We start from the raw sequence: 25,484 nt of genomic DNA on the forward strand, positions 1-25,484 counted from the left end.
AGGGGCGTGCCTTCCCACGGGCCCGCGCCAGGGAGGAGCGCGGGTCGGTTGGGAGAGTGTCGCGAGGGCGGATTTCTGGTTGCGGACGGACACGTTTCGCCCGTGTTTCGTGTTGCCAGGCGGTTGCCCCGCGGTTGCCGGTCCGTTTCCGGAAGCTCACGCCCCGTGCCCGCCGGGCGGGCCCCCGGACGGGCCGCCCGCCGCACCCACGACGCAGGGCCCGGCAGCCGTGGCTGCCGGGCCCTGCTCCCTGTCCTACTTGGTTCTACTGACCGCCGGAGCGGGTCAGCTGGTGGCGATCGAGGTGTCGTCGATCACGAAGCTGGTCTGCAGCGAGGCGTCCTCGGTGCCGGCGAACTTCAGGGTGACCGTCTGGCCCGCGTAGGACGAGAGGTCGAAGGTGCGGAGCTGGTAGCCCGCGGCGGCGTCCACGTTCGAGTAGGTCTTCAGCGCGGTGCCGTTGACCGTGACCGCCAGCTTGTCGTACACCGTCGAGCCGGTCTCGGCCGTGTCGATGTGCAGGTAGAAGCTGAGCGAGGCCTTGCAGCCGGCCGGGATGGTCACCGTCTGCGAGAGGTTGTCCGAGTGGGCGGAGCCGTAGCCGTTCAGCCAGGCCTTCCAGGTGCCGCCGTGCGCGGCCTGCGAGGCGCTGTTGTCCACGACACCGCTGGAGGCGGTCCACGGGGCGGCGCTGCCGGTCTCGAAGCCGGCGTTGCCGAGCAGCTGCGCCGGGGTGCAGCTGCCGCCGCCGCCGGAGACGGTCCAGGTGAAGCTGGTGGAACCGGTCTTGTTGGCGGCGTCCTTCGCGGTCACGGTCACGTTGTACGTGCCCGCGGTCGTGGCGGTGCCGGTGATCTTGCCGCTGGAGCTGATCGACAGGCCGGTCGGCAGGCCGGTGGCCGTGAAGGTCAGCGGGGCGGTGCCGCCGGTGGCGGCGATCTGCAGGTTGACCGAGCCGTTGAGCGCGGTGCTCTGGTTGCCCGGGCTGGTGACGGTGACGCCACCCGGGTTCGGAGCGGTGCCCACGTTGACGCCCGCCCAGGCGGTGCTGACCGCGTTGAGCTCGGCGCTGCCGGCGCCGTACAGGTCGGTGGCCGCCTTCTCCGTCGCGGTGCGCGCCGCGGCGTAGTTGGTGGTGGAGGTCATGTAGGTGGTCAGCGCGCGGTACCAGACCGCCGCCGCCTTGTCCCGGCCGATGCCGCTGACGGCGATGTTGCCCTGGGTCGGCGAGTTGTAGCTGACGCCGTTGATCACCTTCGCGCCGCTGCCCTCGGACAGCAGGTAGAAGAAGTGGTTGGCGACACCGGACGAGTAGTGGACGTCCTTGTTGCCGACCGTGGAGGACCAGTAGTCGGCCGAGCCGCCGTCCTTGGAGGGCTTGTCCATGTAGCGCAGCGGGGTGCCGTCCCCGTTGATGTTGATCAACTCACCGATCAGGTAGTCGGGGTTGTCGGTCGGGATGTTGGCGTAGAACTCCACCATGGTGCCGAAGATGTCCGAGGTGGCCTCGTTCAGGCCGCCGGACTCACCCGAGTAGTTCAGGTTGGCGGTGGCCGCGGTGACGCCGTGGCTCATCTCGTGGCCCGCGACGTCGAGCTCGGTGAGCGGGTGGGTGTTGCTGTCACCGTCGCCGTAGGTCATGCAGAAGCAGGAGTCGTCCCAGAAGGCGTTCACGTAGTTGTTGCCGTAGTGGACGCGGCTGTAGGCGCCGACACCGTCGTTGCGGATGCCGTTGCGGCCGAAGGTGTTCTTGTAGTAGTCCCAGGTGGCCGCGACGCCGTAGTGGGCGTCGACCGCGGCCGACTCGCTGTTGGCGACGGTGCCGTCGCCCCAGCTGTCGGTCGACTTGGTGTACAGGGTGCCGGTGCCCGAGGTCCCGTGGTTCAGGTTCGTGGTGTACATCCCACCGCGAGCCCCGTCCTTCATCTGGTACGAGGAACCCGACTGGGTCGTACCGATGGTGACGTTGCCGACGAAGACGCCCTTGCCGGTGCCGGTCTGGATGCCCTCGAACTTCTGGATGACCTGGCCGGAGGTCGCGTCGGTGACCACGTGCAGCTTGCTCGGGGTGCCGTCGGCCTCGGTGGAGGAGACGACCGTCTCCCACGCGAGGCGCGGGCTGTTGTCGGCGGCCCAGACCACCAGGCGGGGCGCGGACTCCAGCGCGGCGCCCGACTCGGCGGCCAGCGCGGCGGACTGCGCGGCCGGCGCGGCCAGCTTCGGCGTGGTGCTCACGCCGGTCAGCGGGGCGGTGCTGGCGCGGTCCACACCCTTGGTCGCACCCGTGGCGCTCTGGTGCACGACCAGGTCGCCGCCGAGAACCGGAAGGCCGTTCAGCGTGCGCTCGTACCGCAGGTGGCGGGTACCGTCGGCGTCCTGGGAGACGTCCTTGGTGACCAGCTTCTCCTCGCTGCCCAGGCCCAGGGTCTGGGCGAGGGCGGCGGTCTGCCCGGTCGCCGAGGCGATCAGCTGGGCACGGCTCGCCTGCTGGGCGGCGACCGCGGCCGGCGCGTCCGGGGTGGCGGCCTGCGCGATGACGGGGATGCCGGTCACCAGAAGCGCGGTGGAGGCGGCCATGACAACCGCTGCCTTCCGAGCCTGGGTGTAACGGGACATGCGGACTCCTTTTCCGACCGACGCGGGGTGCGCGTGCGGTGGAGAGAACCTGGCCGCAGGGTTGCGGCGCAGTGGGGGCCCCCGCCGCCGGGTGCGCGGCGCGGGTGCGGTTGCGGAGCAAAGACCGAGCAGTTGCTGGCAGGAAGAGGCGCTGAACCTGACCTGGGACAGCCGCACCGGGGGGTGGGGCCCCCTCGTCTGCAGCCGGGGGAATCGTGGCAGTAAACGAGCCGTGAATGACAGATGCATGCCACTGATTGGCCGATTAGCTACCGGGACCGTTCATCCGTCGGACCCCCGTCCGTGTTACAGGCGCGGGAACTACCGACGACGGTTTTCATCGCCACCCGAAAGGTTCGATCACTTCCGGCGGGCACTGACCAGCGCTCAGGGCCCGCTCGGCGTCAGCATGGCGGACCTCACTGCCGGGCGGATCCGTCACCTCACCTTTCCGGCCGTGCCAACGACGGTTTTCGGCCACTCGCGCGCCGGGCACCGGCGGGAAATACCACGGCCCCGCGCCGCCCGAGGGCGGTGCGGGGCCGGGTACGGCGGAGCGTCAGTTCTGGACGAAGACCGCCACGGTGCGGCCCGGCACGGTGAAGGTGCCGGTGGCGGCGGCGAAACCGGACTGCCGGACCACCGGATCGGCCCCGCCCGCCTGGACCGGGTGCAGCGCCTGCGCCGTCCCCTTCAGGGCGGCCACGGTCTGGCTCTGCGCGGTGGGCGTGGCGTTGAACACCACGGTGACGCCCTTCTGCGCGCCGGCCAGCCCGGTGCCGTCCAGGTGCAGCGTGATCACCCCGGGCGTCTCGCCGGGCGTGCCGGAGAGCGGGTAGGAGAGCCGCTGCTGGACGGCGGCCAGGGTGGGCAGCGAGAACAGCGGCGAGCCCTGCTTGATCCGCAGGAACTGCTGGTACTGCGCGGTGGTCGCCCGGATGTCGGCGGCCCCCATCGCCAGCTTCGGATCGGCCAGCAGCGACTTGGCGGCCGGCCACATCTCCTTGTTGTCGGCCGCCGTCGGCACGCCGCGGCCCCAGCCGTTGCCCTGCGCCGGGTCCCACTGGATCGCGTTGAACCAGTCGCCCGAGTCGTAGGAGTTGGCGTCCAGCGACTTGGAACGCAGCAGGTCGGTGCCGGCCTGGACGAAGCCCGGCCCCTGGGTGAGCGCGGTCAGCGAGAGCGCGAGCGCCTGCATCCGGGCCCGGTCGGCGGGCGCGGTGGCGGCGGGCAGCTTGTAGGCCAGCGCGTCGAACAGGTCGGTGTTGTCGTGCGCGTCCACGTACTCCACCGCCTCGCCCGGCACGGCCGCGTACCCGGTCGGGGCGCCGTTGTAGTCGACGCCCGCGCCCGTGACGGCCCGGCCCGCGCTGTCGGTGAACGCGTAGCCGGCCAGGTTGCCGGTGAGCGCCACCTTGAGCTGGTCCATCTGCTTGAGCAGCCGGTCCTTCTGCTCCTGCGGCGTGCCGTTGGCCGGCGAGCCGTTGGGGTCGGAGTACAGGCCCGAGGCGAAGCCCTGCTGCGGGGCCGAGGAGAGCTGGAAGTTGCCGCCGCGCGCCGCGTCCCGGATCCGGTCGTCGAAGGTGGCGATGCCGGTGCCGGCCATGTTCAGCTGGGTGGCCTGCGCGAAGCGGGCGTCATTGGCCACGACGCCGAAGTTCCAGCCCTCGCCGTAGAGGAAGACGTTCTTCCCGTCGACGCCGTCCGAGTCCGGTGTCATCCTGCGCAGTGCGGCCTGCACGTCCAGCATGGTGGACCTGGGATCCAGGCCCATCAGGTCGAAGCGGAAGCCGTCGACCTTGTACTCACGCGCCCAGGTGGTCACCGAGTCCACCACCAGGCGGTTCATCATGGCGTGCTCGGGCGCGGTGTCGGCGCAGCAACTGTCGGTCGTCACCTTGCCGTTGGCGTCGAGCCGCTGGTAGTAGCCGGGGACGACCCGGTCCAGCACCGAGTGCTCGGCCTGGCCGGCGGCGGCGGTGTGGTTGTAGACCACGTCCAGCACCACGCGCAGCCCGGCCTGGTGGATCGCCTGCACCATCTGCCGGAACTGCACCGTCCGGGCGGTGCCCTCCGGGTCGGTGGCGTACGAGCCCTCCGGCACGTTGTAGTGCAGCGGGTCGTAGCCCCAGTTGTAGGCGTCCTCGGCGGCGACGGCCGCCACGCACTCCTGCTGCCGCTCGCTGTCCGCCGCCAGGGCCTTGAGGTCGCAGGCCGGCAGCTTCTGCTGGGCCCGGTTCTCCCGGATGGTGGCGATGTCGAAGGTCGGCAGCAGGTGCACGGTGGTGACGCCGGCCTGGGCCAGCTCCCGCAGGTGCCGCATGCCGGCCGACTGGGACTCGGTGAAGGCCAGGTAGGTGCCGCGCTCGGCGGCCGGCACCGTGCCGTCCTCGACCGAGAAGTCCCGGACGTGCAGCTCCTGGATCTGCTGCTGCGCCGGCGGGACGGCCTTCGGGACGGTGTGGTCGTCCCAGCCCTTGGGCTTCAGCGCCTTGGCGGCGAGGTCGGCGACCAGGCTCCGCCCGGAGTCGGCGGACAGCGCCACCGAGTACGGGTCGGTGACGGTGTTGACCACCAGCTGCTGGACGGACGGCGCCCAGACCTTCACCTGGTACAGGTAGTACTTGCCGTCCAACTCGGCCTTGTCACGGACGAGTTCCCAGACACCGGTCTCGTCGTCCAGCTTCAGCGGGACGGTCTTCGGGGTGCCGCCGGCCGGTCCGTCGAAGAGCTGGACGGAGACCTCCCGCGCGGTCGGCGCCCAGACCGACAGCGCCACCTTGCCGTTGTAGTAGGCCGGTCCGAAGTCCACCCGGCCGGCGCGGCGGGCGTACAGGTCGTCCAGCACGCCGGGGGTCTGCACCCCGGTCGCGGCCAGCGCGGCGCCGCTGGGCAGGTGCTCGGTGAAGAGCAGCTGGCTGCGGAGCGCGGCGGGCACCCGGGCCGCGTCGCGGGCGTCCACGGTGAAGGCCCGGTAGCCGGCCAGGTGCGGGAAGGCGGCCTTCTGGGCGTCGGTCAGCCCGGCGGCGGGGGTCAGCCGGATCCACTGCCCGGCCTTGCTCAGCACGCCCTTCTCGGCGCGGATGCCGCCCTCGGGGTCGTACACCAGCTGGGCGCTGGTGCCGCCGGCCAGTGCGGCGTCGTTGGCGCCGTACCCGGCGGGCACCACGACCGTGCGGGCGTCGATCCACTGGGCCTTGGCGGAGCCGGGGTCCAGCTGCGAGGCGGCGGCGGCGTTCTGCGGGAGCAGGTAGCCCTCCCGGCCGCCCAGGATCCAGACCTCGTGGCCGTCGGCGGCGAGGTCCAGCGACTGGTCGGCCGGCAGGTCCTTGTCGTTGCCCCGGTGCAGGACGTAGCTGAGGCTGGTGGCTCCGGGGGCCAGCGGCACCTCGAAGACGGCACCGAAGGCGTCTCGGCGGACCGGCAGCAGCGGGTTGCCCCAGTCGGTCGGGGTGGCGGCGCCGGTCCAGTCGTGCAGGCCCCAGCCGGTGTAGTCGCCGTCGGCCCGGTGGTAGTGGATGACGGCGGTGCCGGCGGGCTGGGTGTTGGCGGGCCCGGGGTTCGCCGTCCGGACGGTCGGGTCACCCTCCTTGAGCCAGACCTCGCCGGTCGCGCCGACGTCGAGGTGGCGGTCGGTGTCGACGTCCTTGACGCCGTCCTTCTCGACGACGAAGCCGACGTCCGAGGCCCCTTCCTTCAGCTTCACGTAGGCGAAGGCGCCGTAGGCGTCCCGGCCGGTGAAGCCGTGCCCGGCGGGCCAGGGGGTGGCCTCGCCGTCCGCGAGGTCGCCCCAGGCGTAGAGGTTCCAGCCGTCGTAGTCGCCGTCCTCGCGCTGGTAGTGCACGACGGCGTACGGGCGGGCGGTGGCGCTGGGCGCCGGGGCGGGGGCGGGGGTGCCGGTGGTGAAGCTGCCGGTGGCCGAGCGCAGGTGGCCGCTGGAGTCCTGGACCACGGCCTTGTAGCGGACCACCGTGCCGGGCTGCACGGCGCCGAGGTCCTGGGTGACCCGGTACGTCCCGTTGTCGGCGGTGCCGAGGGTCCGCCAGGGCGCGTCGCCGATCTGCGCGGCGAAGGTGACCCGGTCGAAGCCGCCGCCGTCGACGTCCGCGCCGACGGTGGCGGTGCCGGTGGAGCCGTCGGCCGGCGTCCGCAGCGCGAGCTTCGGCGCGGCCGCGACCGGCGCCAGCTTCCCGGCGGCCTTGAACACCACCGAGGAGAGCGCGGGCACGGTGACGGTGACCGCGCGGTCCGCGCCACTGGTCAGCCGCTCCCCCGCGGCCGGGTAGATCCGGTCGAAGCCCTGGCCGGCCGAGAAGGTGTCCAGGGTGACGGTCTTCGCCTCGGCCGCGTTGTTGACCGCGACCAGGTACTCGACCTGCTGCCCGGCGTCGATCCGGGAGAAGGCGTAGACGCCCGCGCCGTCGGCGGCGTGCCGCTCGATCTGGGCGCCGTCGGCGAGGGCCGGGTGGTCCCGCCGCAGCGCGGCCAGCCCGGCGATGCCCCGGTAGAGCTCGCCGTCGCGCCCGTAGCGGTCGGCGGAGCCGGAGGGGCCGCCGAGCACCCGGTCCGTGTTGTAGGAGGGGGTCCGCGAGGCGAAGAGGTCCTGCCGGGCGTCCTTGTCGCCGCCGGCGCCGGTGAAGCCCTGCTCGTCGCCGTAGTAGACGACCGGCTGGCCCCGGGTGAGGAACTGCAGCTCGGAGGCGAGCCGGTCCTTCTTCAGCAGGGTGGCGTCGTCGGCGCCCGGGTTGTCGCCGAGCAGGAAGGACCCGAAGCGGCCCATGTCGTGGTTGCCGAGGAAGGTCGGCAGCTCGTAGGCGTCGGTGTCGGCGGTGGTGTAGCGGTAGTCCTGCCCGTACACGTCGGCCAGGCCGCGGGCCGAGCCGCCCTGCGAGACGTAGGAGCGGGCGGCGCTCTGGAACGGGAAGTCCAGGGTGGCCTGGAGCCGGCCCTTGGTGACGTACGGCGAGGTGACCGCCGGGTCGCTGGAGAGGACCTCGCCGAACATGAAGAACTTCTTGTTGCCCTGCTTGGCGGCGAAGTCCTTGAGCGCGGGCGCCCACTGCTGCCAGAAGGCCATGTTGACGTGCTTGACGGTGTCGACCCGGAAGCCGTCCACGCCGGCGTCCTTGACCCACTGCTGGTAGACCTTCTCGAAGCCCTGGACCACCTTGGGGTTCTGGGTGTCGAGGTCGTCCAGGCCGGAGAAGTCGCCCTCGGTGGCGGACTCGCCGACGAAGGTCGAGTCGCCCCGGTTGTGGTAGAGCGCGGGGTCGTTGAGCCAGGCCGGGGCCTTGGCGGCGGTGTCGGCGGGCTTGCGGAAGACCGGGCTGTAGGGGAACGAGTCCTTGGTCAGCTTCGGCCAGGCGGCCGGGGAGCCGGCGCCCGCGTCGGCGACGGCGGTCTCGTCGACCGGCCGGCCGTCGGCGTCCAGCACCGGGTAGGCCCCGGTGGAGCGGTAGCCGTACTGCTGCTGCGCGTAGTCGATGACGTCGGCGGTGTGGTTGGTGATGACGTCGAAGAAGACCTTGATGCCCTTGGCGTGCGCCTTGGCTATCAGCTCCTTGAGCTGCTCGTTGGTGCCGAAGTGCGGGTCGACCTGGGTGAAGTCGGTGATCCAGTAGCCGTGGTAACCGGCCGAGGCCTGGTCGCCGGCGCCCTGGACGGGCTTGTTCTTGAAGATCGGGGCCATCCAGATCGCGGTGGTGCCGAGGTCCTGGATGTAGTCGAGCCGCTGGAGCAGGCCCGCGAGGTCGCCCCCGTGGTAGAAGCCCTTGTCGGCCGGGTCGAGGCCGTGGTCCAGCCGGCTGCCGGTGATGCCCCCGGTGTCGTTGCCCGGGTCGCCGTTGGCGAAACGATCCGGCAGGACGAAGTAGAACTGCTCGCGGGAGAGGTCGTGCCGCCCGGCGGTGGCGGCCAGCGCGGCGTCCGAGGGCGGGCCGGGCGGGGACGCGGCGAAGGCCGCGGGAGCCGCGCCGCCCAGGGTGGCGGCGGTCAGCGCGGCGGCCAGCAGCACGGCCGTGCGGCCGGGTCTGCGGATCGGGGTGGTGCTCCGTCGGCGTGTGCGGCGGGGCGGGACATCGGCCACTGAGGGCTCCCTTGCGGGGGTAAGGGTGTCGAGTTGCCAGGACGCTAGCGGCCTGCAATCTGTTTCAGCAAGATGCAGAAAGGGTTTCGGTCCCGGAAATTTCGGGCCCCAGGCGTGCCGCTGCCCGACCCCGATTGCGCCACCCGAGGCACTCGGCGTGAGAATAGGACGTATGCCCGTCCCGCCGGTTCGTACCAGATCCCACAGCACCCCCTACCCCGGTGGGAGCAGTCCCCTAGCCCTCAAGGGGGACAGTCGGTGAAGAATCCACTTCCAGAGGATGAGCAGACGGCTACGGGCCGTCTGGCAGACTTCTCGTCCATGGGGGAACCGACCGAGATCCAGCAGACCGGCGCCGAGCGCGCCGCGGCGGCGCACGGTGGCGGTTCCGCAGCGGGCCCGGCCGGCTCCGGCCGAGTGCCCGACGGAGCCACCCGCGTCGCCCAGTCCCGCGCGGCCGCGCTGCGCGGCCGCATCCGTGACCAGCGGCGTTCACCGGCGCGACCGCGGATCTGGTTCGAGCTGGCGCTGATCGGGATCAGCTACTGGGTCTACTCCCTCGTCCGCAACGCCGTCCCGGAACAGGAAGCGATAGCCCAGAAGCACGCGGGCTGGATCTGGGACTTCGAGCAGAGCCTCGGCGTGGCCGTCGAGCGCTCGGTCAACCACGCGGTCGACAAGTTCTCGTGGCTGATCGTCGGGATGAACTACTACTACGCGACGCTGCACTTCATCATCACCATCGGCGTCCTGGTCTGGCTCTACCGGCGCCACCCGGGCCGCTACGCCGCGGCCCGCACGGTGCTGTTCGTCACCACCGGCATCGCCCTGGTCGGCTTCTACTTCTTCCCCCTCGCCCCGCCCCGGCTGATGACGGACGGCGGCTTCATCGACACCCTGAAGGTCCACAACACCTGGGGTTCGATGGCCTCCGGGCCGGCCACGCACGTCTCCAACCAGTACGCGGCGATGCCCTCGATGCACATCGGCTGGTCGCTCTGGTGCGGCCTGGCCATCTTCTTCCTGGCCCGCGCGGCCTGGGCCCGCGCGCTCGGCCTGCTCTACCCGGTGGCCACCCTGGTGGTGATCGTCTCGACCGCCAACCACTTCTGGATGGACGCCGTCGGCGGCGTCGCCTGCCTCACGGTCGGCTTCGTCGTGGCTCGGCTGATCTACCACGTCTGGGTCTACCGCCTGCCGAAGGTTCCGGCCCGGGGGGCGGCGGACGAGCCGATCACGGTGCCCGAGCAGTGGAGCGAGCCCGCGGTGAGCGCCGGACGGCGCTGAGACCGGTACGGCGAAGGGCCCGCGGAGCTTTCCGCGGGCCCTTCGCCGTACCCCGGGCCTTGCCCTTGCCCAGGGCCCCTTCGCCGGACCTCCGGGGGCCGGGGCTCAGCGTTCCTCCGGTGCCGGGGCGCAGCCGGTCGGGGATCAGCCGTAGAACAGCCGCTCCACCACCGCCCGGGCCCGCCGGGTGGTGCGCCGGTAGTCGTCCACCAGCTCGCCGCTGTGCCCGGCGCCGTACCCGAGGTAGCGGGCCACCGCGGCCAGCTCCCGGGCCTCCCCGGGGAAGCTGTCCCCGGGCCGGCCGCGGACCAGCATCACCGCGGAGCGCACCCGGGAGGCCAGCACCCAGGCGGCGTCCAGCACCGCCGCGTCCTCCGCCCCGACCAGCCCGGCCTCGGCGGCGGCCGCCAGCGCGGGCCTGGTCCGGGTGGTCCGCAGCGCCGGCAGCTCGTGCCCGTGCTGGAGCTGGAGGAGCTGGACGGTCCACTCCACGTCGGCCAGTCCGCCCCGGCCGATCTTGGTGTGGGTGGTCGGGTCGGCGCCGCGCGGCAGCCGCTCGGCCTCGATCCGGGCCTTGATCCGGCGGATCTCCACCACGTCCCGCTCCGGCACCCCGGAGCCCGGGTAGCGCAGCGGGTCGATCAGCTGCCGGAACCGCTCCCCCAGCTCCGCGTCCCCCGCCACCGGGTCGGCGCGCAGCAGTGCCTGGCTCTCCCAGGCGTGCGACCAGCGCCGGTAGTACGCCGCGTAGGAGGCGAGGGTGCGCACCAGCGGGCCGTTGCGGCCCTCCGGGCGCAGATCGGCGTCGACCACCAGCGGCGGCTCGGTGGACGGCCCGGAGAGCAGCGTGCGCAGCTCGTGGCAGACCGCCTGGGCGGCCCGGGCGGCGTCCTGGTCGAGCGAACCGAGCAGCGGCTCGTGGACGAAGAGGACGTCCGCGTCGGAGCCGTAGCCGAGCTCGTGCCCGCCGAACCGGCCCATCGCGATCACCGCGATCCGGGTCGGCAGCTCCCCGTGCCGGGCCTCCCAGCCGGCCGTGCAGGCGCGCAGCGCGCCCTGGAGGGTGGCCGCGTTGAGCGCGGTGAGCGCCTCGCCCGCGACGTCCAGGGCCTCGGCCGGGTCGTCACCGAGCCGCCCGAGGACATCGGCGGCGGCGGTCCGGAACAGTTCTCGGCGCCGCACCGAACGGGCGGCGGCGACGGCCGCGGGGGCGGAGTCGGCGCGGCCGACGGCGGCCAGTATCTCCTGCTCCAGGGCGGGCCGGCCGCGCGGCGCCAGGCCCTGCGGGTCGCCCAGCATGGCGACCGCCTCGGGGGCCCGCAGCAGCAGGTCGGGGGCGAGCCGGCCGGCCGAGAGGACCCGGGCCAGCTGCTCGGCGGCGGCGCTCTCGTCGCGCAGCAGCCGCAGGTACCAGGGGGTGCGGCCGAGCGCGTCGGAGACCTGGCGGAAGTTGAGCAGCCCGGCGTCCGGGTCGGCCGAGTCGGCGAACCAGCCCAGCAGCACCGGCAGCAGGGTCCGCTGGATGGCGGCCTTGCGGCTGACGCCGGAGGCCAGCGCGGTCAGGTGGCGCAGCGCGGCGGCCGGGTCGGCGTAGCCGAGCGCCTCCAGCCGGGCCCGGGCGGCGTCCGGGCTCAGCCCGGTCGCACCGGTCGGCAGCTCGGCGACGGCGTCCAGCAGCGGCCGGTAGAACAGCTTCTCGTGCAGCCGGCGGACCTCGACGGCGTGCCGCTTCCACTCCCGCTGGAGGGCGGCGACCGGGTCGGCCCGGGTGTCGTCGTTGATCAGCGGGGCGAGCGAGCGGGCCAGCCGGCGCTGGTCCTCCTCGCCGGTGGGCATCAGATGGGTGCGGCGCAGCCGGTGCAGCTGGATCCGGTGCTCCAGCGAGCGCAGGAAGCGGTAGGCGGTGTCCAGCGACGCGGCGTCGGCCCGGCCCACGTACCCGCCCCGGGAGAGCGCGCCGAGTGCCTCCAGGGTGTTGCCGCTGCGCAGCGCCGGGTCGGTGCGACCGTGCACCAGCTGGAGCAGCTGGACGGAGAACTCGACGTCGCGCAGGCCGCCCGGGCCCAGCTTGAGCTGGCGGTCGAGCTCGGTGACGGGGATCGAGTCGATCACCCGGCGGCGCATCTGCTGCACGTCGGTGACGAAGTTCTCCCGGGCGGCGGCCTGCCAGACCATCGGCTCCAGCGCCGCCAGGTAGGCGGCCCCGAGCTCGGCGTCCCCGGCGACCGGACGGGCCTTGAGCAGCGCCTGGAACTCCCAGGTCTTGGCCCAGCGCTGGTAGTAGGCCTGGTGGCTGGCCAGGGTGCGGACCAGCGGGCCGTTGCGGCCCTCGGGGCGCAGGTTGGCGTCCACCGGCCAGATGGTGCCCTCGCCGGTGGTGTCCGCGCAGAGCCGGGTGAGCGCGGCGGCCAGCCGGGTGGCGGCCTTGATCGCCTCCTGCTCCTCGACGCCCTCCCGCGGTTCGGCGACGAAGATGACGTCCACGTCGGAGACGTAGTTGAGTTCGCGCCCGCCGCACTTGCCCATGCCGATGACGGCGAGGCGGCAGGCGCCGGCGGCCTCCGGATCCTCCTCGGCGGCGATCTCCAGGGCGGTCTGCAGGGTGGCGCCGGCCAGGTCGGCCAGTTCGGCGGCGGTCTGCGCGAGGTCGGTGGTGCCGGTGAGGTCGCGGGCGGCGATGGCCAGCAGGCAGCGGCGGTAGGCGATCCGCAGCGCGTCCGCCGGGCTGACGGCGGCGTCCGCCCGCAGGCCCTCGCGCAGCGCGCGCCGGAAGTCCTCCGGGCCGGGGTGCATGTCGCGCAGTTCGAAGGTGACCAGGACGTGCCAGTCGTGCGGGTGCCGGGCCAGGTGGTCGGCGAGCGCGGTGGACGCGCCGAGCACGCCGAGCAGCCGGTCGCGCAGCGGCTTGGAGGTGGTGAGGGTGTCGCGCAGGGTGTGCCGCTCGGTCTCGTCGGCGCCCTCCAGCAGCCGGGCCAGGCCGAGCAGGGCGAGGTCCGGGTCGGCCGTGGCGCCGAGCGCGTCCAGCAGCACCGGGTCGTCGGCCAGTCCCTCCAGACCGGGCCCGGCGAGCAGCCGGACGGCCTGCGCCGGGTCGGTGAACCCGCGCCGGACCAGCCTGATCTCCGGCCGGCTCACCCGGCTCCCGGCCCGCTGCTCCTCCATGACCCCTCCATCCGCCCGTTCAGCAGGTTACGCGCCCGCACGGCGCCGCGCCGGGCGCGACCGCGGACCGGCCCCGCCCGGCCACGACCGGGAGCCTCACGGTCGGCCGGCGGACGGGCCCCGCCGCCGAGCGCCTTCACCGGCGCCGGTCGCCCCCGGCCCCGGCAGCCCTCCGGCCGGCAGCACGGACACCGCCGTCCTCTCCTCCTTCGAGGCGGACGGCGGCATCGGCTTCCTGTACGTCGAACGGGTGAAGGCCGGACGCAGAGCGCCGGGCGGCCGCTCACGGCGCACCGCCCTGTCGCCCGCAACGCCCGACCGGGTGCCCCGCCGGACGGTCACGCTGTCCGGCCCCGGCGCGCTGTCCGGCAGCCCGGGGGGACGGACCCGATCATGCGCGCCGTCGGCCGAGCCGCATCGCCGCCACACCCGCCGCGAGGAAAGCGGCCGAGAGGCCGATCAGGATCGGCGTCTCCCGGGAGCCCGTCTCGGCCAGCTCCCCGTGGGGGTGTTCGGCCGGGTGGTGCTCGCCCGCACCGTGCTGGCCGGACGCGTACCCCCCGCCCGAACCGTAGTGCCCGCCCCCGCCGTGCCCGGTCTGCTCGCCGTGCTCGCCGTGCTCTCCGTGCTCTCCGCCACCGTGGTGAGCCGACTTGCCCGGCGCCTGGCCCTTGGCGACGAGGGTCGCCTTGTTCAGGTTGTGCGAGGCCTGGTGGTTGGACTGGCTCTGCTGGTTGGAGAGGTTGTTGGCCTGCGAGGCCGACTGGTTGTTCTGCGCCGAGTTCTGCGCGCTGTTCTGCGCGGAGTTGTTCGAGTTGCTGGCGGCGCTGTTGTTCGCACTGTTGTTGAGGTTGTTCGTGACGACGTTCTGCACGTTGACGGTCACCTGGACGTGCTGGTCCTGACCCTGGTTCTGCGAGCCGCTCTGGCTCTGCCCCTGGTCCTGACCCTGGGCCTGGCCCTGCCCCTGACCCTGCTCGTTGCTCTGCCCTTGCCCCTGGCCCTGGCCCTGGCCTTGGCCCTGACCCTGGCCCTGCCCCTGGCCCTCGTGGCCACCGTGACCCTCGTGACCCTCGTGGCCCTCGTGGCCCTCGTGGTGCTCGTGGTGCTCGTGGTGCTCGGTGGAGCAGTCGCAGTCCGCGGCGCCGTGCTCCCCGGGCTGGCCGTGCCAGCCCTCTTCACAGTGCTCGCCACCGCGGGGCGACGAGCCCTCGGGGAACACGGACTCCGGCTCAGCCATCGGCCGACCGCGTCCGGGACCGCTCTCCTCCGACAGCGCGGGCTGCTCGGCGGCTTCGGCGTCGCCCGGCTCCGCGAGCTCCGACACCGGGCCGTCGTCGCCCCGGTGGGCCGGGCGAAGCCCCGGTGCGGAGTAGACGGTGCTTCGCCCGTTGAAGGTCCAGGTGCTGGCGGCGGAGCCGGTGTCCTCCTCGGCCAGACGCAGGAGGCTGTCGACCCACTCGCCCTGGGCCTCCGGCGATTCGGAGGCAACAGTGTGGTCGACGAGGGGCGAGGCGTAGGCCGTGCCGCCGGCGCCCAGGGCGAGGGCGGCCGAGGCCAGTCCGGACAGGACCAGGGTGGTGATTCGAGTACGCATGACACTCCAGGATGATCCGCAAAACGGATCTTCTGAATACGCTCCCGCGTCACCTGGTCACGGCTCGCACCGCTGCAGGGTAACCGCATTGGCCCAACGAATTAGCGTGCGCGGGGGACCCCTGCCCGGACGCCCGCACCGCCCGCTCCCGCCGGAGACCGACGGGAGCGGGCGGACCCGCACAACGGAACGGGCCTGCTCCGACCGGAGCAGGCCCACTCGCGCGGCTGACGGCCCGTCAGAGCACCTGGAGGTTCTTGCGCAGCTCGAAGGGGGTGACCTCGGAGCGGTACTCCTCCCACTCCTGGCGCTTGTTGCGGAGGAAGAAGTCGAACACGTGCTCGCCGAGGGTCTCGGCGACCAGCTCGCTGCGCTGCATCAGGTCGATGGCCTCGCCGAGGTTCTGCGGCATCGGCTGGATGCCGAGGGCGCGGCGCTCCGCGTCGGTGAGCGCCCAGACGTCGTCGTCCGCGCCGGGCGGGAGTTCGAGGCCCTCCTCGATGCCCTTGAGGCCGGCCGCGAGGGTGACGGCGTAGGCGAGGTAGGGGTTGCAGCCGGTGTCCAGCGAGCGGACCTCGATCCGGGTGGAACCCTGCTTGCCGGGCTTGTACATCGGGACGCGGATCAGGGCCGAGCGGTTGTTGTGGCCCCAGCAGATGTACGACGGCGCCTCGCCGCCGGCGCCCGCGGTGCGCTGCGAGCCGCCCCAGATCCGCTTGTAGGAGTTGACCCACTGGTTGGTGACGGCGGCCGTCTCGGCGGCGTACTTGAGCAGTCCGGCGATGAAGGACCGGCCGACCTTGGAGAGCTGGTACTCCGCGCCGGACTCGTGGAACGCGTTGCGGTCCCCCTCGAACAGCGAGAGGTGGGTGTGCATCCCCGAGCCGGGGTGGTCGGAGAACGGCTTCGGCATGAAGCTGGCGTGCACGCCCTGCTCCAGCGCGACCTCCTTCATGACCAGACGGAAGGTCATGATGTTGTCGGCGGTGGAGAGCGCGTCGGCGTAGCGCAGGTCGATCTCCTGCTGACCGGGCGCGCCCTCGTGGTGGGAGAACTCCACCGAGATGCCCATCGACTCCAGCATCGTGATCGCCTGGCGGCGGAAGTCGTGCCCCACCCCGCGCGGGGTGTGGTCGAAGTAGCCGGACTGGTCGGCGGGGATCGGCGCGGTGCCGTCGCCGGGCAGGTTCTTCAGCAGGAAGAACTCGATCTCGGGGTGGGTGTAGAAGGTGAACCCGAGCTCGGAGGCCTTCTCCAGGGTGCGCTTGAGCACGAACCGCGGGTCGGCGAAGGACGGGGAGCCGTCCGGCATCAGGATGTCGCAGAACATCCGGGCCGTCCCGGGCGTCTCCGAGCGCCAGGGCAGGATCTGGAAGGTGGTCGGGTCCGGCTTGGCGATCATGTCGGACTCGTAGACGCGGGCGAAGCCCTCGATCGCCGACCCGTCGAAGCCGATGCCCTCCTCGAAGGCCTGCTCCAACTCCGCCGGCGCCACCGCGACCGACTTCAGGAACCCGAGCACGTCGGTGAACCACAGTCGGACGAAACGGATGTCACGCTCTTCGAGCGTCCGGAGCACGAACTCCTGCTGCTTGCCCATGGGGACAGTCTCACCTCTGCTCTTTACGTTCGTGTTACGCCCGGAAACCACCCGAAAGCGACTGTCCCCATCATGGCGGATCGCGGCCGCCGAGGGCAGTGGCAACCCTCGGACGCGACATCGCGTCAGATCGACGATTAGACTCGCGGCATGCCCAATCTCCGTCTCGCCCTGTGCCAGACCGACCCCTGGGTCGGTGATCTCGACCGCAACGCGGACGAGGTGGTACGCCGGACGGCCCAGGCCGTCGAGGCCGGTGCCCGGCTGATCGCCTTCCCCGAGATGGCCCTGACCGGGTACCCGGTGGAGGACCTCGCCCTGCGCCGCTCCTTCGTCGAGGCCTCCCGGTCCGCGCTGGTCGCCCTGGCCGCGCGGCTGGCCGGCGAGGGGCTGGGCGAGGTGCCGGTCGTGGTCGGCTACCTGGGCCGGTCCGACCAGGCCTCGCCGCGGTTCGGCCGCCCGGCCGGGTCGCCGCAGAACTGCGCCGCGGTGCTGCACCGCGGCGGGGTGGTCACCCGGTTCGCCAAGCACCACCTGCCCAACTACGGGGTGTTCGACGAGTACCGCTGGTTCGTCCCCGGCGACCAGCTGCCGGTGCTGCGGCTGCACGGGGTGGACGTGGCGCTCGCGATCTGCGAGGACATCTGGCAGGACGGCGGCCGGGTGAGCGCCGCCCGCGAGGCGGGGGCCGGCCTGCTGCTGGTGCTCAACGGCTCGCCCTACGAGCGGAACAAGGACGACGCCCGGCTGGAACTGGTCCGGCGGCGCGCCGCCGAGGCGGGCTGCGCGCTGGCCTACGTCAACATGGTCGGCGGCCAGGACGAGCTGGTCTTCGACGGCGACTCGATCGTGGTCGGCGCGGACGGCGGGGTGCTGGGCCGCTCGCCGCAGTTCGCGGAGCACCTGCTCGTCCTCGACCTCGACCTGCCGGCCGCGAGCAGCGACCACACCGACGGGCTGCTGCTCGCCGACGGCCTGCACCTGGTCCGCCGCGAACTGGGCGGCGAGCCGCTGCCCGCGCCCGCCGCGCCGCTCCGGGCGGAGGTGGCGCCCAGGATCTCGGACGAGGCCGAGATCTGGGCCGCGCTGGTCTCCGGCACCGAGGCGTACGTGCGCAAGAACGGCTTCCGCTCGGTGCTGCTCGGCCTCTCCGGTGGCATCGACTCCGCGCTGGTGGCGGCCATCGCGGTGGACGCGCTGGGGGCCGGGAACGTGCACTGCGTCTCGATGCCGAGCCGGTACTCCTCCCAGCACTCCCGGGACGACGCCGCCGAGCTGGCCCGCCGGACCGGGCTGCACTTGCGGACGGTGTCGATCGCCCCGATGGTCGACGCCTACCTGGCGGCCACCGAGCTGACGGGCCTGGCCGAGGAGAACCTGCAGTCCCGACTGCGCGGCACGCTGCTGATGGCGATCTCCAACCAGGAGGGCCACCTGGTGCTCGCGCCGGGCAACAAGAGCGAGCTGGCGGTCGGCTACTCCACGCTGTACGGCGACTCGGTCGGCGCGTTCGGTCCGATCAAGGACGTCTACAAGTCGCTGGTCTTCCGGCTCGCCCGCTGGCGCAACGAGGAGGCCGCGCGGCGCGGCGAACCGGCGCCGATCCCGGAGCACACCATCGACAAGCCGCCGTCCGCCGAGCTGCGGCCGGACCAGGTGGACACCGACTCGCTGCCCGACTACGACCTGCTGGACACCGTGCTCAGCCGCTACATCGAGGGCGACGAGGGCCGGGACTCGATCGTGGCGGCGGGCTTCGACCCGGCGGTGGTCGACCGGGTGGTCCGGCTGGTCGACACCGCCGAGTACAAGCGCCGGCAGTACCCGCCGGGCCCGAAGATCTCCGCCAAGGGCTTCGGCCGGGACCGCCGGCTGCCGATCACCAACCGCTGGCGCCGGGGCTGACCAGCGACCGCCGGCACCGGCGCTGATCACCGGCCGGCGGTCGGCCGCCGGCGGTCACCCCTGGTAGCGGTAGGTGGCCGCGATCGCGAGGTGGTCGCTGCCGTCGTGGCCCAGGGTGCGGGAGTCGGTGGGCTTCAGACCGCCCTTGCTCATGATCTGGTCGATCCGGGCCATCGGGAAGGACGCCGGCCAGCTGAAGCCGAAGCCGTCACCGGCCGCGCCCTGGGCCGAGCGCATCTGCGAGGTGACCGGCGCCAGGCTGCGGTCGTTCATGGTGCCGTTGAGGTCACCGAGCAGCAGCACCTTCTTCAGCGACTCGGCCTCGATCGCGTCACCCAGGGCCTGGGCACTGGCGTCCCGCTGGTTGACGGTGAAGCCGCCCTCGGCCTTCAGCCGGACGGACGGCAGGTGCGCGACGTACACCGCGACCGGACCCTGCGGGGTGCCGACCTGGGCGCGGAAGGCCCTGGTCCAGCCCATCTTGATGTCCACCACCGAGACGCCGCTGATCGGGTACTTCGACCAGAGCCCGACCGTGCCCTCCACCGCGTGGTACGGGTAGCTGTCGGCCAGCCCGGTCTCGTAGGCGCGCAGCGGCCGGCCGGCCAGCTCCTGGAGCGCGACGATCTGGGCGCCCGAGTCCTTGAGCAGCTGCACCGTGCGCTGCGGATCGGTGTTGGCGGCGGCCACGTTGTGGCTGACCACCGTCCAGTCCCCGGCGCCGCCGCTCTTGTCGCTGAGCAGCCCGCCGAACATGTTGAACCAGATCACCACCGGCAGCAGCAGCGCGATCAGCGCGGTGGCGGAGCGGCGCAGCAGGGCCGGCACCAGCAGGACGGGTACGGCCAGGCCGACCCAGGGCAGGAAGGTCTCCAGCAGGCTGCCGAGGTTGCCGACGGTGTTGGGCACCTCGGCGTGGAAGGCCAGCAGGGCGGCGGCGAGCAGGGCGAGGGCGGCGAGGAGCAGGCCGCGCCGCCAGGGGTTGCTGCCCCGGGCGTCCCGGCCCCAGCCGCGCAGGCCGAGGAACCCGGCGCCGGAACCGGACCGGCCGGCACCCCCCGGACCACCGGGCCCGGGACCGCCGAGGCCACCGGGACCGCCGAGGCCGGGGCCGGGGCCGGGGCCGCCGAGGTCACCGGCGCCACCGGGGCTACCGGCGCCGTCCGGGCCGGTGCCGGTGCCGGTGCTCCCGGCGGTGGCCGGGGCCCCGCCTCCCGCCGCCGGTGCCGTCCGGTCCGTCCAGTCCGCCTGCGCCATCCCGTGGCTCCCGTTCGTTCGTGCCGTCTGCCGGTCCGACGCGCGACCCCGCCGGAGGGCGGGCACGGCGCCGGACTGGTGCCGGTTTGATCGGATTCCCGGCTCAGCCTATGCCGGGACAGACGCGGGCTCCGGGGAGCGGGTTCCGGCGTGGCCCGGTTTGGTGAGCCAGGCCACGCCGGGGAGCCGCACGGAGGCCCCCGCGGCAGGTCGGTCGCGGCAGGCCGGTCGCGACGGAGCGCGGCGGGGCGGGGCGGGTCAGTCGCGGGCGGCCGGGCCGGCCAGGCCCTGGAGCAGCGCGTCGATCATCGTGGTGGCGAGCTCGGGATCGTCGAGGTCGGACTCCTCCCACAGGATGCTGCGGGTGAGGATCGGACCGATCAGCAGGTCGGCGAGGAGTTCCTCGCCGAGGTCGCCCCGGAGCACGCCCTCGGCGACGCCCCGGCGGATCAGGTCGCGCGCCATCACCCGGCGCGGCCCGATCACCCGTTCCCGGTAGGCCGCGTGCAGCTCGGGCCAGCTGTGCATCTGGCTGAGCGCGGCCTTGAGCACCCAGCGGGAGCGCTTGGCGAGGCCGCGGATGCGCATGTACTCGACCATCGCGATCAGGTCGTCCCGGACGGCGCCGCCGGTGCTCTCCGGGACGGGCGCCTCCAGCCGGCTGACCATGTCGACCAGCAGGGCCTCCTTGTTGGGCCAGCGCCGGTAGATGGTGGCCTTGCCGACGCCGGCGGCGGTGGCGATGCCCTCGATGGTCAGCTCGGCCAGACTGCTGCCGGCCGCCATGAGCTCCTCGACGGCGGTGAAAATGGCCTGCTCGGCCGCCTCGCTGCGCGGGCGGCCCCGCCGCGGGCTCGTGCAGTCCGGCGCGACCGTGGTGTCCGTCTTCATCCCCGCTGGTCTCCCTCGATGGTCGCGGGCGCGCGGCGCCGTTCCAGTACCGATTGTCGTCCGCACTCCGGCCCGGTGGAAGCCGCCGTACGCACATGGCCCCGGCCGCCCGGACGGGTCCGGGCGGCCAGGGGCCCATTCTCGCTCAGCTCGGCCGCAGCTCAGCCGGGGTCCGGCCGGCCGCGACCGGTCAGGCGTCGGCCGCTTCGGTCTCCCGCACGGGGCCGGCCGCCTTCGCCGGGGCGGGTGCGCCCCCCGGCGCGCCGCCGGGGCCGCCCGCCGTGATCCGGCCGGGGAGCAGGAACCAGGCGAGCAGGGCGCCGACCAGGGTGACTCCGGCCGAGAGGCCGGCCACCACGTGCATGGCGTCGATGAAGGAGGCGTTCGCCGGGCCGATCAGCTCGGCGCCCTGCGGCCCGAGCCGGCCGGCCACGGCCATGGTGGCCTCCAGGGACTCACCGGCCTTCTCCCGCAGCGCGCCGGCCGGCAGCTTGTCCAGCTGGTCGGACATCCCGTTGCGGTAGACGGTGGAGAGCACCGCGCCGAGCACGGCCACCCCGAGCGAGCCGCCGACCTGGCGGAAGGTGTTGTTGATCGCCGAACCGGCACCGGCCTTCTCGCGCGGCAGCGAGCCCATGATCGCGACGGTGACCGGCGGCATCACGTGCGCCATGCCGCTGCCCATCAGCAGGCCGAGGACCACCAGCACCCAGATCGGCGTGTCGACGTCGAGCAGCAGGTAGCCGAGGAAGCCGATCGCGATCAGGGCCATGCCGCCGGCGCAGGTGGCGCGGACGCCGAAGCGGTCCACCACCAGCCGGGCCCGCGGGGCGAACAGCAGCTGGGCGGCGGCCAGCGGCAGCATCAGCATGCCGGCCTGCAGGGCGCTGTAGCCGCGCACGCTCTGGGTGTAGAAGACGCCGAAGAAGGAGACGCCCATCAGCGCGAAGAAGACCACGCCGACGACGACCACGGAGGCGCTGAACACCTTGTTGCGGAACCAGCTGATGTCCAGCGCCGGGTACGCGGTGCGGCGCTCGAACCAGACGAAGGCGACCAGCGCGACCACGCCGACCAGCACCGGCCCCCAGGCCTCCGGGGAGGTGAAGTCGGCCAGCTCGCCGCCCTTGATGATGCCGAAGATCAGCGCGACCAGGCCGATGATCGAGAGCAGCACGCCGATCGGGTCGAGCCGGCCCGGGTTCGGGTCCTTGGACTCGGGCACCAGCAGCACCATCGCGATCACGGCGACCACCACGATGGGGACGTTGATCAGGAAGACCGAGCCCCACCAGAAGTGCTCGATCAGCAGGCCTCCGGTGATCGGGCCGATCGCGATGGCCAGGCCGACCGCGCCGGCCCAGATGCCGATCGCCTTGGGCTGCTCGGCGCGCTCGAAGACGTTCATGATGATGGCGAGCGTGGCGGGCATCGCCAGCGCGCCGCCGACCCCCATCAGCGCGCGGTAGCCGATGAGTTCACCCGGCGAGGCGGCCATCGCGGAGAGCAGCGAGGCGATCCCGAAGACCACCATCCCGGCCAGCAGGGCGCGCTTGCGGCCGAACCGGTCACCGAGCAGGCCCGCCGTGAACAGCAGCCCGGCGAAGACCAGGGTGTACGAGTTGATCGACCATTCCAGGTCGCTCTGGCTGGCGCCGAGCCCGGTGGGCGCGGGTGACGCGATGGTCTTCATCGCGACGTTCAGGATCGAGTTGTCGAGGACGACGACGAGGAGGGCGAGCACCAGGGTGCACAGGATCGCCCAGCGTCGGCGGTGGATGGCTTCCGCCACCCGAGGTGGCGCGGCTGCGGTGGTCATTGCGGTCTTCCCGTCCGTGGTGGCGTGTCACTGGCGGGCATTTGCGAGTCGTATGCGTCTCGTAACCCCCGCGATCACCCTAGCGCGACTTTCGATACGAGACGAATCCGTTTCGTAAAGCTCGGGCAAAGGCTCGGCGCCGGGCCGGCGCGGTGAGCCGCACCGGGTCGGGCCGCGTCGGTCGGCCGGGCCGGGCCGCGTCGGTCGGCCGAGCCGGGTGCCGCACCGGGCGCCCGGCCGGTGTGCCCTAGATCGCAGCGCGGTCCGGGCACGCCTCTTTGCGCCCGCGCCGGGGCGTGCAAGCATGGAGGGGATCCGGGGACGCCACACGGCGCCACGAGACGACAACCCTTCAGGAGCCTGTTCGATGAACGCTTCTTCGCCTTCGCCTGCCCAGAACCAGGCGTCGACCGCGACCCTCTACGGCGGGGTCACCAACCGCCGCGTCACCGTCCGCGACCTCGCCGCCGCCAAGCAGCGCGGCGAGAAGTGGTCGATGCTCACCGCCTACGACGCCCTCACCGCGGGCGTCTTCGACGAGGCCGGCACCCCCGTCCTGCTGGTCGGCGACTCGGCGGCCAACTGCCACCTCGGCTACGAGACCACCGTGCCGGTGACCATGGATCAGATGGTGATGCTCTCCGCCGCCGTCGTCCGCGGCACCAAGCGCGCCATGATCGTCGCCGACCTGCCCTTCGGCTCCTACCAGGAGTCCCCCGCGCAGGCCATGCACAACGCCGTCCGGCTGATGAAGGACGCCGGGGTCGGCGCGGTCAAGCTGGAGGGCGGCGAGCGCAGCGCCCGGTCGATCGAGCTGCTGGTCGAGGCCGGCATCCCGGTGATGGCCCACATCGGCCTCACCCCGCAGTCCGTGCACGCCTTCGGCGGCTACCCCGTCCAGGGCCGCGGCGACGAGGCGGCGCACCGGATGCTGCGCGACGCCAAGGCCGTCCAGCAGGCCGGCGCCTTCGCCGTCGTCCTGGAGGCCGTCCCCGCCGAGCTGGCCGCCCAGGTCACCGAGCAGCTGGCGATCCCGACCGTCGGCATCGGCGCCGGGGTGGACACCGACGCGCAGGTGCTGGTCTGGACGGACATGGCCGGCATGACGGCGGGCCGGGTCCCGAAGTTCGTCAAGCAGTACGCCGACCTGCGGGCCGTCCTCGGCGAGGCCGCCCGCGAGTTCGCCGCCGACGTGCAGTCCGGCGCCTTCCCGGCCCCGGAGCACACCTTCCACTGACCGGCCGGTACGGGCCCCGCTCCGCTCGGAGCGGGGCCCCACCCGTGCCCGGGACGCCGCGCCGGGAGCGCCGCGACAGCGGGATGACAGCGGGCCGCCCGGGCCCGGGCACACCGTGACAGCAGACTGTCAGTGGGGGCGGACAGTCTGGGGGGCATGACACGAATCGCCACTGCCCCGAACGACCGGGGGCCCGCCGCGGGCAATGCCGTAGAGGTGCGCGGCATCGTCAAGCACTACGGCGCGACCAAGGCACTCGACGGTGTCGACCTCACCGTCCGCGAGGGCACCGTGCTCGGCGTGCTCGGCCCGAACGGCGCCGGCAAGACCACGCTCGTCCGGGTCCTCTCCACGCTGATCAAGCCGGACGCCGGCACGGCCTTCGTCGGCGGCTACGACGTGCTGCGCCAGCCCAAGCAACTACGCCGCACGATAGGCCTGACCGGCCAGTACGCCTCAGTCGACGAGATGCTCTCCGGCTACGAGAACCTCTACCTGATCGGCCGGCTGCTGGACCTCTCCCGCAAGGACGCCAAGGCCCGCGCCACCGAGCTGCTGGAGCGCTTCTCGCTCACCGAGGCCGCCAAGCGCGTCGCCAAGACCTACTCCGGCGGCATGCGCCGCCGCCTCGACCTGGCCGCCAGCATGATCGGCCGGCCCCGGGTCCTCTACTTGGACGAGCCCACCACCGGCCTGGACCCGCGCACCCGCAACGAGGTCTGGGACGAGGTGCAGCGGATGGTCGGCGAGGGCACCACCGTGCTGCTCACCACCCAGTACATGGAGGAGGCCGAGCAGCTCGCGAACGAGCTGACCGTGATCGACCGCGGCCGGGTGATCGCCTCCGGCGGGGTGGCCGAGCTCAAGGCCCAGGTCGGCGGCCAGACCCTGCAGGTCCGCCCGGCGCACCCGGGCGAGCTCTCCGAGATGGCCCGCTGCCTGCGCGAGAGCGGCATCGCCGGGGCCACCGTCTCGGCCGACACCGGCCTGCTGTCGGTCCCGATCACCGACGAGGCGCAGCTGACCGCCGTGGTCGGGGTGCTCGGTTCCCGCGGTTTCGCCATCGCCGGCATCGACACCCTGGTCCCCAGCCTGGACGAGGTCTTCCTCACCATCACCGGCAAGCCCGCGACCGTCGCGGCCGCCGCCCCGAGCCTCGCCAAGGAGCCCGTCGCATGACCACCGCAACGCTCGCCCCCGCCCGGGTGGAGGACACCCGGATCGGCCTGGCCGGCACCTTCCGGCACATCGGGGCGCTGACCCGCCGCAACCTGATGCGGATCAAGGCGGACCCGGAGTCGATGTTCGACGCGGTGCTGATGCCGATCATCTTCACCGTGCTCTTCGTCTACGTCTTCGGCGGGGCGATCTCCGGCGGCCAGGACGCGTACAAGCAGTACATGATCCCCGGTCTGCTCGGGCAGACCGGCCTCACCCTGGCGATGGCCGTCGGCACCGGTCTGAACAGCGACTTCCAGACCGGGGTGATGGACCGCTTCCGCACCCTGCCGATCGGACGCTCCGCCGTCCTGCTCTCCAAGATCGCCGCGGAGACCTGCCGGGCGCTGGTCTCCTTCGCCATCCTGATCGGCTTCGCGCTGATCCTCGGCTTCGAGGTGAAGACCGGACCGCTGGAGGCGCTGGCCGCGGTCGGCCTCTCGCTGGTCTTCGGCATGTCGATCGTCTGGATCTCGATGCTGCTCGGCATGGCGATGAAGAGCGCCCAGGCCGTCCAGGGAGTGTCCATGCTCGTCCTGATGCCGATGCAGTTCGGCAGCTCGATCTTCGCGCCGACCGACACCATGCCGGGCTGGCTGCAGTCCTTCACCAAGGTGAACCCGCTCTCGGCGCTCGCCGACGCCTGCCGCGCGCTGCTCAACGGCGAGGGCGCGGTGGCCCACCCGGTGCTCATCGTGCTCGGCTGGTCGATCGGCATCACCGCGGTCTTCGCGCCGCTCGCGGTGGCCCGGTTCCGCAAGCGGACCTGAGGGCCCGCACCACCTGGTCCGCCGGCCGGCCGACCCCTGG

Annotated in this window: 13 protein-coding genes; 5 read left to right on the forward strand and 8 right to left on the reverse strand. The window is 72.8% G+C overall.

Going from position 1 to position 25,484, the window contains the following annotated elements; translation table 11 throughout:
• Window positions 1–285 precede the first annotated feature (285 nt).
• Together ACZ34W_RS01310 and pulA are read right to left on the reverse strand one after the other, a co-directional pair.
• Window positions 286–2,616: a M4 family metallopeptidase gene (locus ACZ34W_RS01310; RefSeq protein WP_359838225.1), complete on the reverse strand. Its 2,331-nt coding sequence runs from the start codon at window positions 2,614–2,616 to the stop codon at window positions 286–288.
• Between the two features lie 559 nt (window positions 2,617–3,175).
• Complete coding sequence (pulA, locus tag ACZ34W_RS01315; RefSeq protein ID WP_465600576.1) at window positions 3,176–8,701, reverse strand: pullulanase-type alpha-1,6-glucosidase; 5,526 nt, start codon at window positions 8,699–8,701, stop codon at window positions 3,176–3,178.
• Between the two features lie 321 nt (window positions 8,702–9,022).
• Between pulA and ACZ34W_RS01320 the strand changes: the two genes are divergently transcribed.
• Window positions 9,023–9,988, forward strand: a complete 966-nt coding sequence (locus ACZ34W_RS01320; protein WP_329487368.1) for a phosphatase PAP2 family protein — start codon at window positions 9,023–9,025, stop codon at window positions 9,986–9,988.
• A 144-nt stretch (window positions 9,989–10,132) separates the two neighbouring features.
• Here ACZ34W_RS01320 and ACZ34W_RS01325 read toward each other — a convergent pair whose 3' ends face one another.
• The 3 genes from ACZ34W_RS01325 to glnA form a co-directional block, all read right to left on the reverse strand.
• Complete coding sequence (locus ACZ34W_RS01325; RefSeq protein WP_465600580.1) at window positions 10,133–13,150, reverse strand: bifunctional [glutamine synthetase] adenylyltransferase/[glutamine synthetase]-adenylyl-L-tyrosine phosphorylase; 3,018 nt, start codon at window positions 13,148–13,150, stop codon at window positions 10,133–10,135.
• 391 nt (window positions 13,151–13,541) lie between these two features.
• On the reverse strand, window positions 13,542–14,747 hold the full coding sequence (locus ACZ34W_RS01330; protein ID WP_465600583.1) for a hypothetical protein: 1,206 nt from the start codon (window positions 14,745–14,747) through the stop codon (window positions 13,542–13,544).
• Between the two features lie 238 nt (window positions 14,748–14,985).
• Entirely contained in the window at window positions 14,986–16,347 is a 1,362-nt protein-coding gene (glnA, locus tag ACZ34W_RS01335; RefSeq protein WP_329487371.1) for a type I glutamate--ammonia ligase, read from the reverse strand.
• A 150-nt stretch (window positions 16,348–16,497) separates the two neighbouring features.
• On the opposite strand from glnA, the gene ACZ34W_RS01340 reads away from it, so the two are divergent.
• Window positions 16,498–18,252 carry an NAD+ synthase gene (locus ACZ34W_RS01340; RefSeq protein ID WP_329487372.1) on the forward strand — a complete coding sequence of 585 codons (1,755 nt, stop codon included), beginning with the start codon at window positions 16,498–16,500 and terminating at the stop codon, window positions 18,250–18,252.
• A 54-nt stretch (window positions 18,253–18,306) separates the two neighbouring features.
• On the opposite strand, the gene ACZ34W_RS01345 is transcribed toward ACZ34W_RS01340, so the two are convergent.
• The 3 genes from ACZ34W_RS01345 to ACZ34W_RS01355 all read right to left on the reverse strand — a co-directional run bounded on the left by ACZ34W_RS01345 (window position 18,307) and on the right by ACZ34W_RS01355 (window position 22,219).
• Complete coding sequence (locus tag ACZ34W_RS01345; protein WP_396487118.1) at window positions 18,307–19,269, reverse strand: endonuclease/exonuclease/phosphatase family protein; 963 nt, start codon at window positions 19,267–19,269, stop codon at window positions 18,307–18,309.
• Window positions 19,270–19,767: 498 nt separating this feature from the next.
• Window positions 19,768–20,400: a TetR/AcrR family transcriptional regulator gene (locus ACZ34W_RS01350; protein ID WP_396486935.1), complete on the reverse strand. Its 633-nt coding sequence runs from the start codon at window positions 20,398–20,400 to the stop codon at window positions 19,768–19,770.
• Between the two features lie 190 nt (window positions 20,401–20,590).
• Window positions 20,591–22,219, reverse strand: coding sequence for an MFS transporter (locus tag ACZ34W_RS01355; RefSeq protein ID WP_465600587.1), 1,629 nt, complete (start codon window positions 22,217–22,219; stop codon window positions 20,591–20,593).
• Between the two features lie 367 nt (window positions 22,220–22,586).
• Here ACZ34W_RS01355 and panB point away from each other — a divergent pair, with 367 nt between their 5' ends.
• The 3 genes from panB (at window position 22,587) to ACZ34W_RS01370 (ending at window position 25,444) form a co-directional block, all read left to right on the forward strand.
• The gene (panB, locus tag ACZ34W_RS01360) at window positions 22,587–23,456 is read left to right on the forward strand and encodes a 3-methyl-2-oxobutanoate hydroxymethyltransferase (RefSeq protein WP_329487377.1); all 870 of its coding nucleotides are present in this window, start codon (window positions 22,587–22,589) and stop codon (window positions 23,454–23,456) included.
• A 156-nt stretch (window positions 23,457–23,612) separates the two neighbouring features.
• Window positions 23,613–24,635, forward strand: coding sequence for an ATP-binding cassette domain-containing protein (locus tag ACZ34W_RS01365; protein WP_465600589.1), 1,023 nt, complete (start codon window positions 23,613–23,615; stop codon window positions 24,633–24,635).
• Complete coding sequence (locus ACZ34W_RS01370) at window positions 24,632–25,444, forward strand: ABC transporter permease (RefSeq protein WP_329487379.1); 813 nt, start codon at window positions 24,632–24,634, stop codon at window positions 25,442–25,444. Before ACZ34W_RS01365 ends, ACZ34W_RS01370 begins: the two co-directional genes overlap by 4 nt.
• The last annotated feature ends 40 nt before the right edge of the window (window positions 25,445–25,484 follow it).

The sequence above is a fragment of the Kitasatospora sp. NPDC022856 genome, from assembly GCF_055561235.1.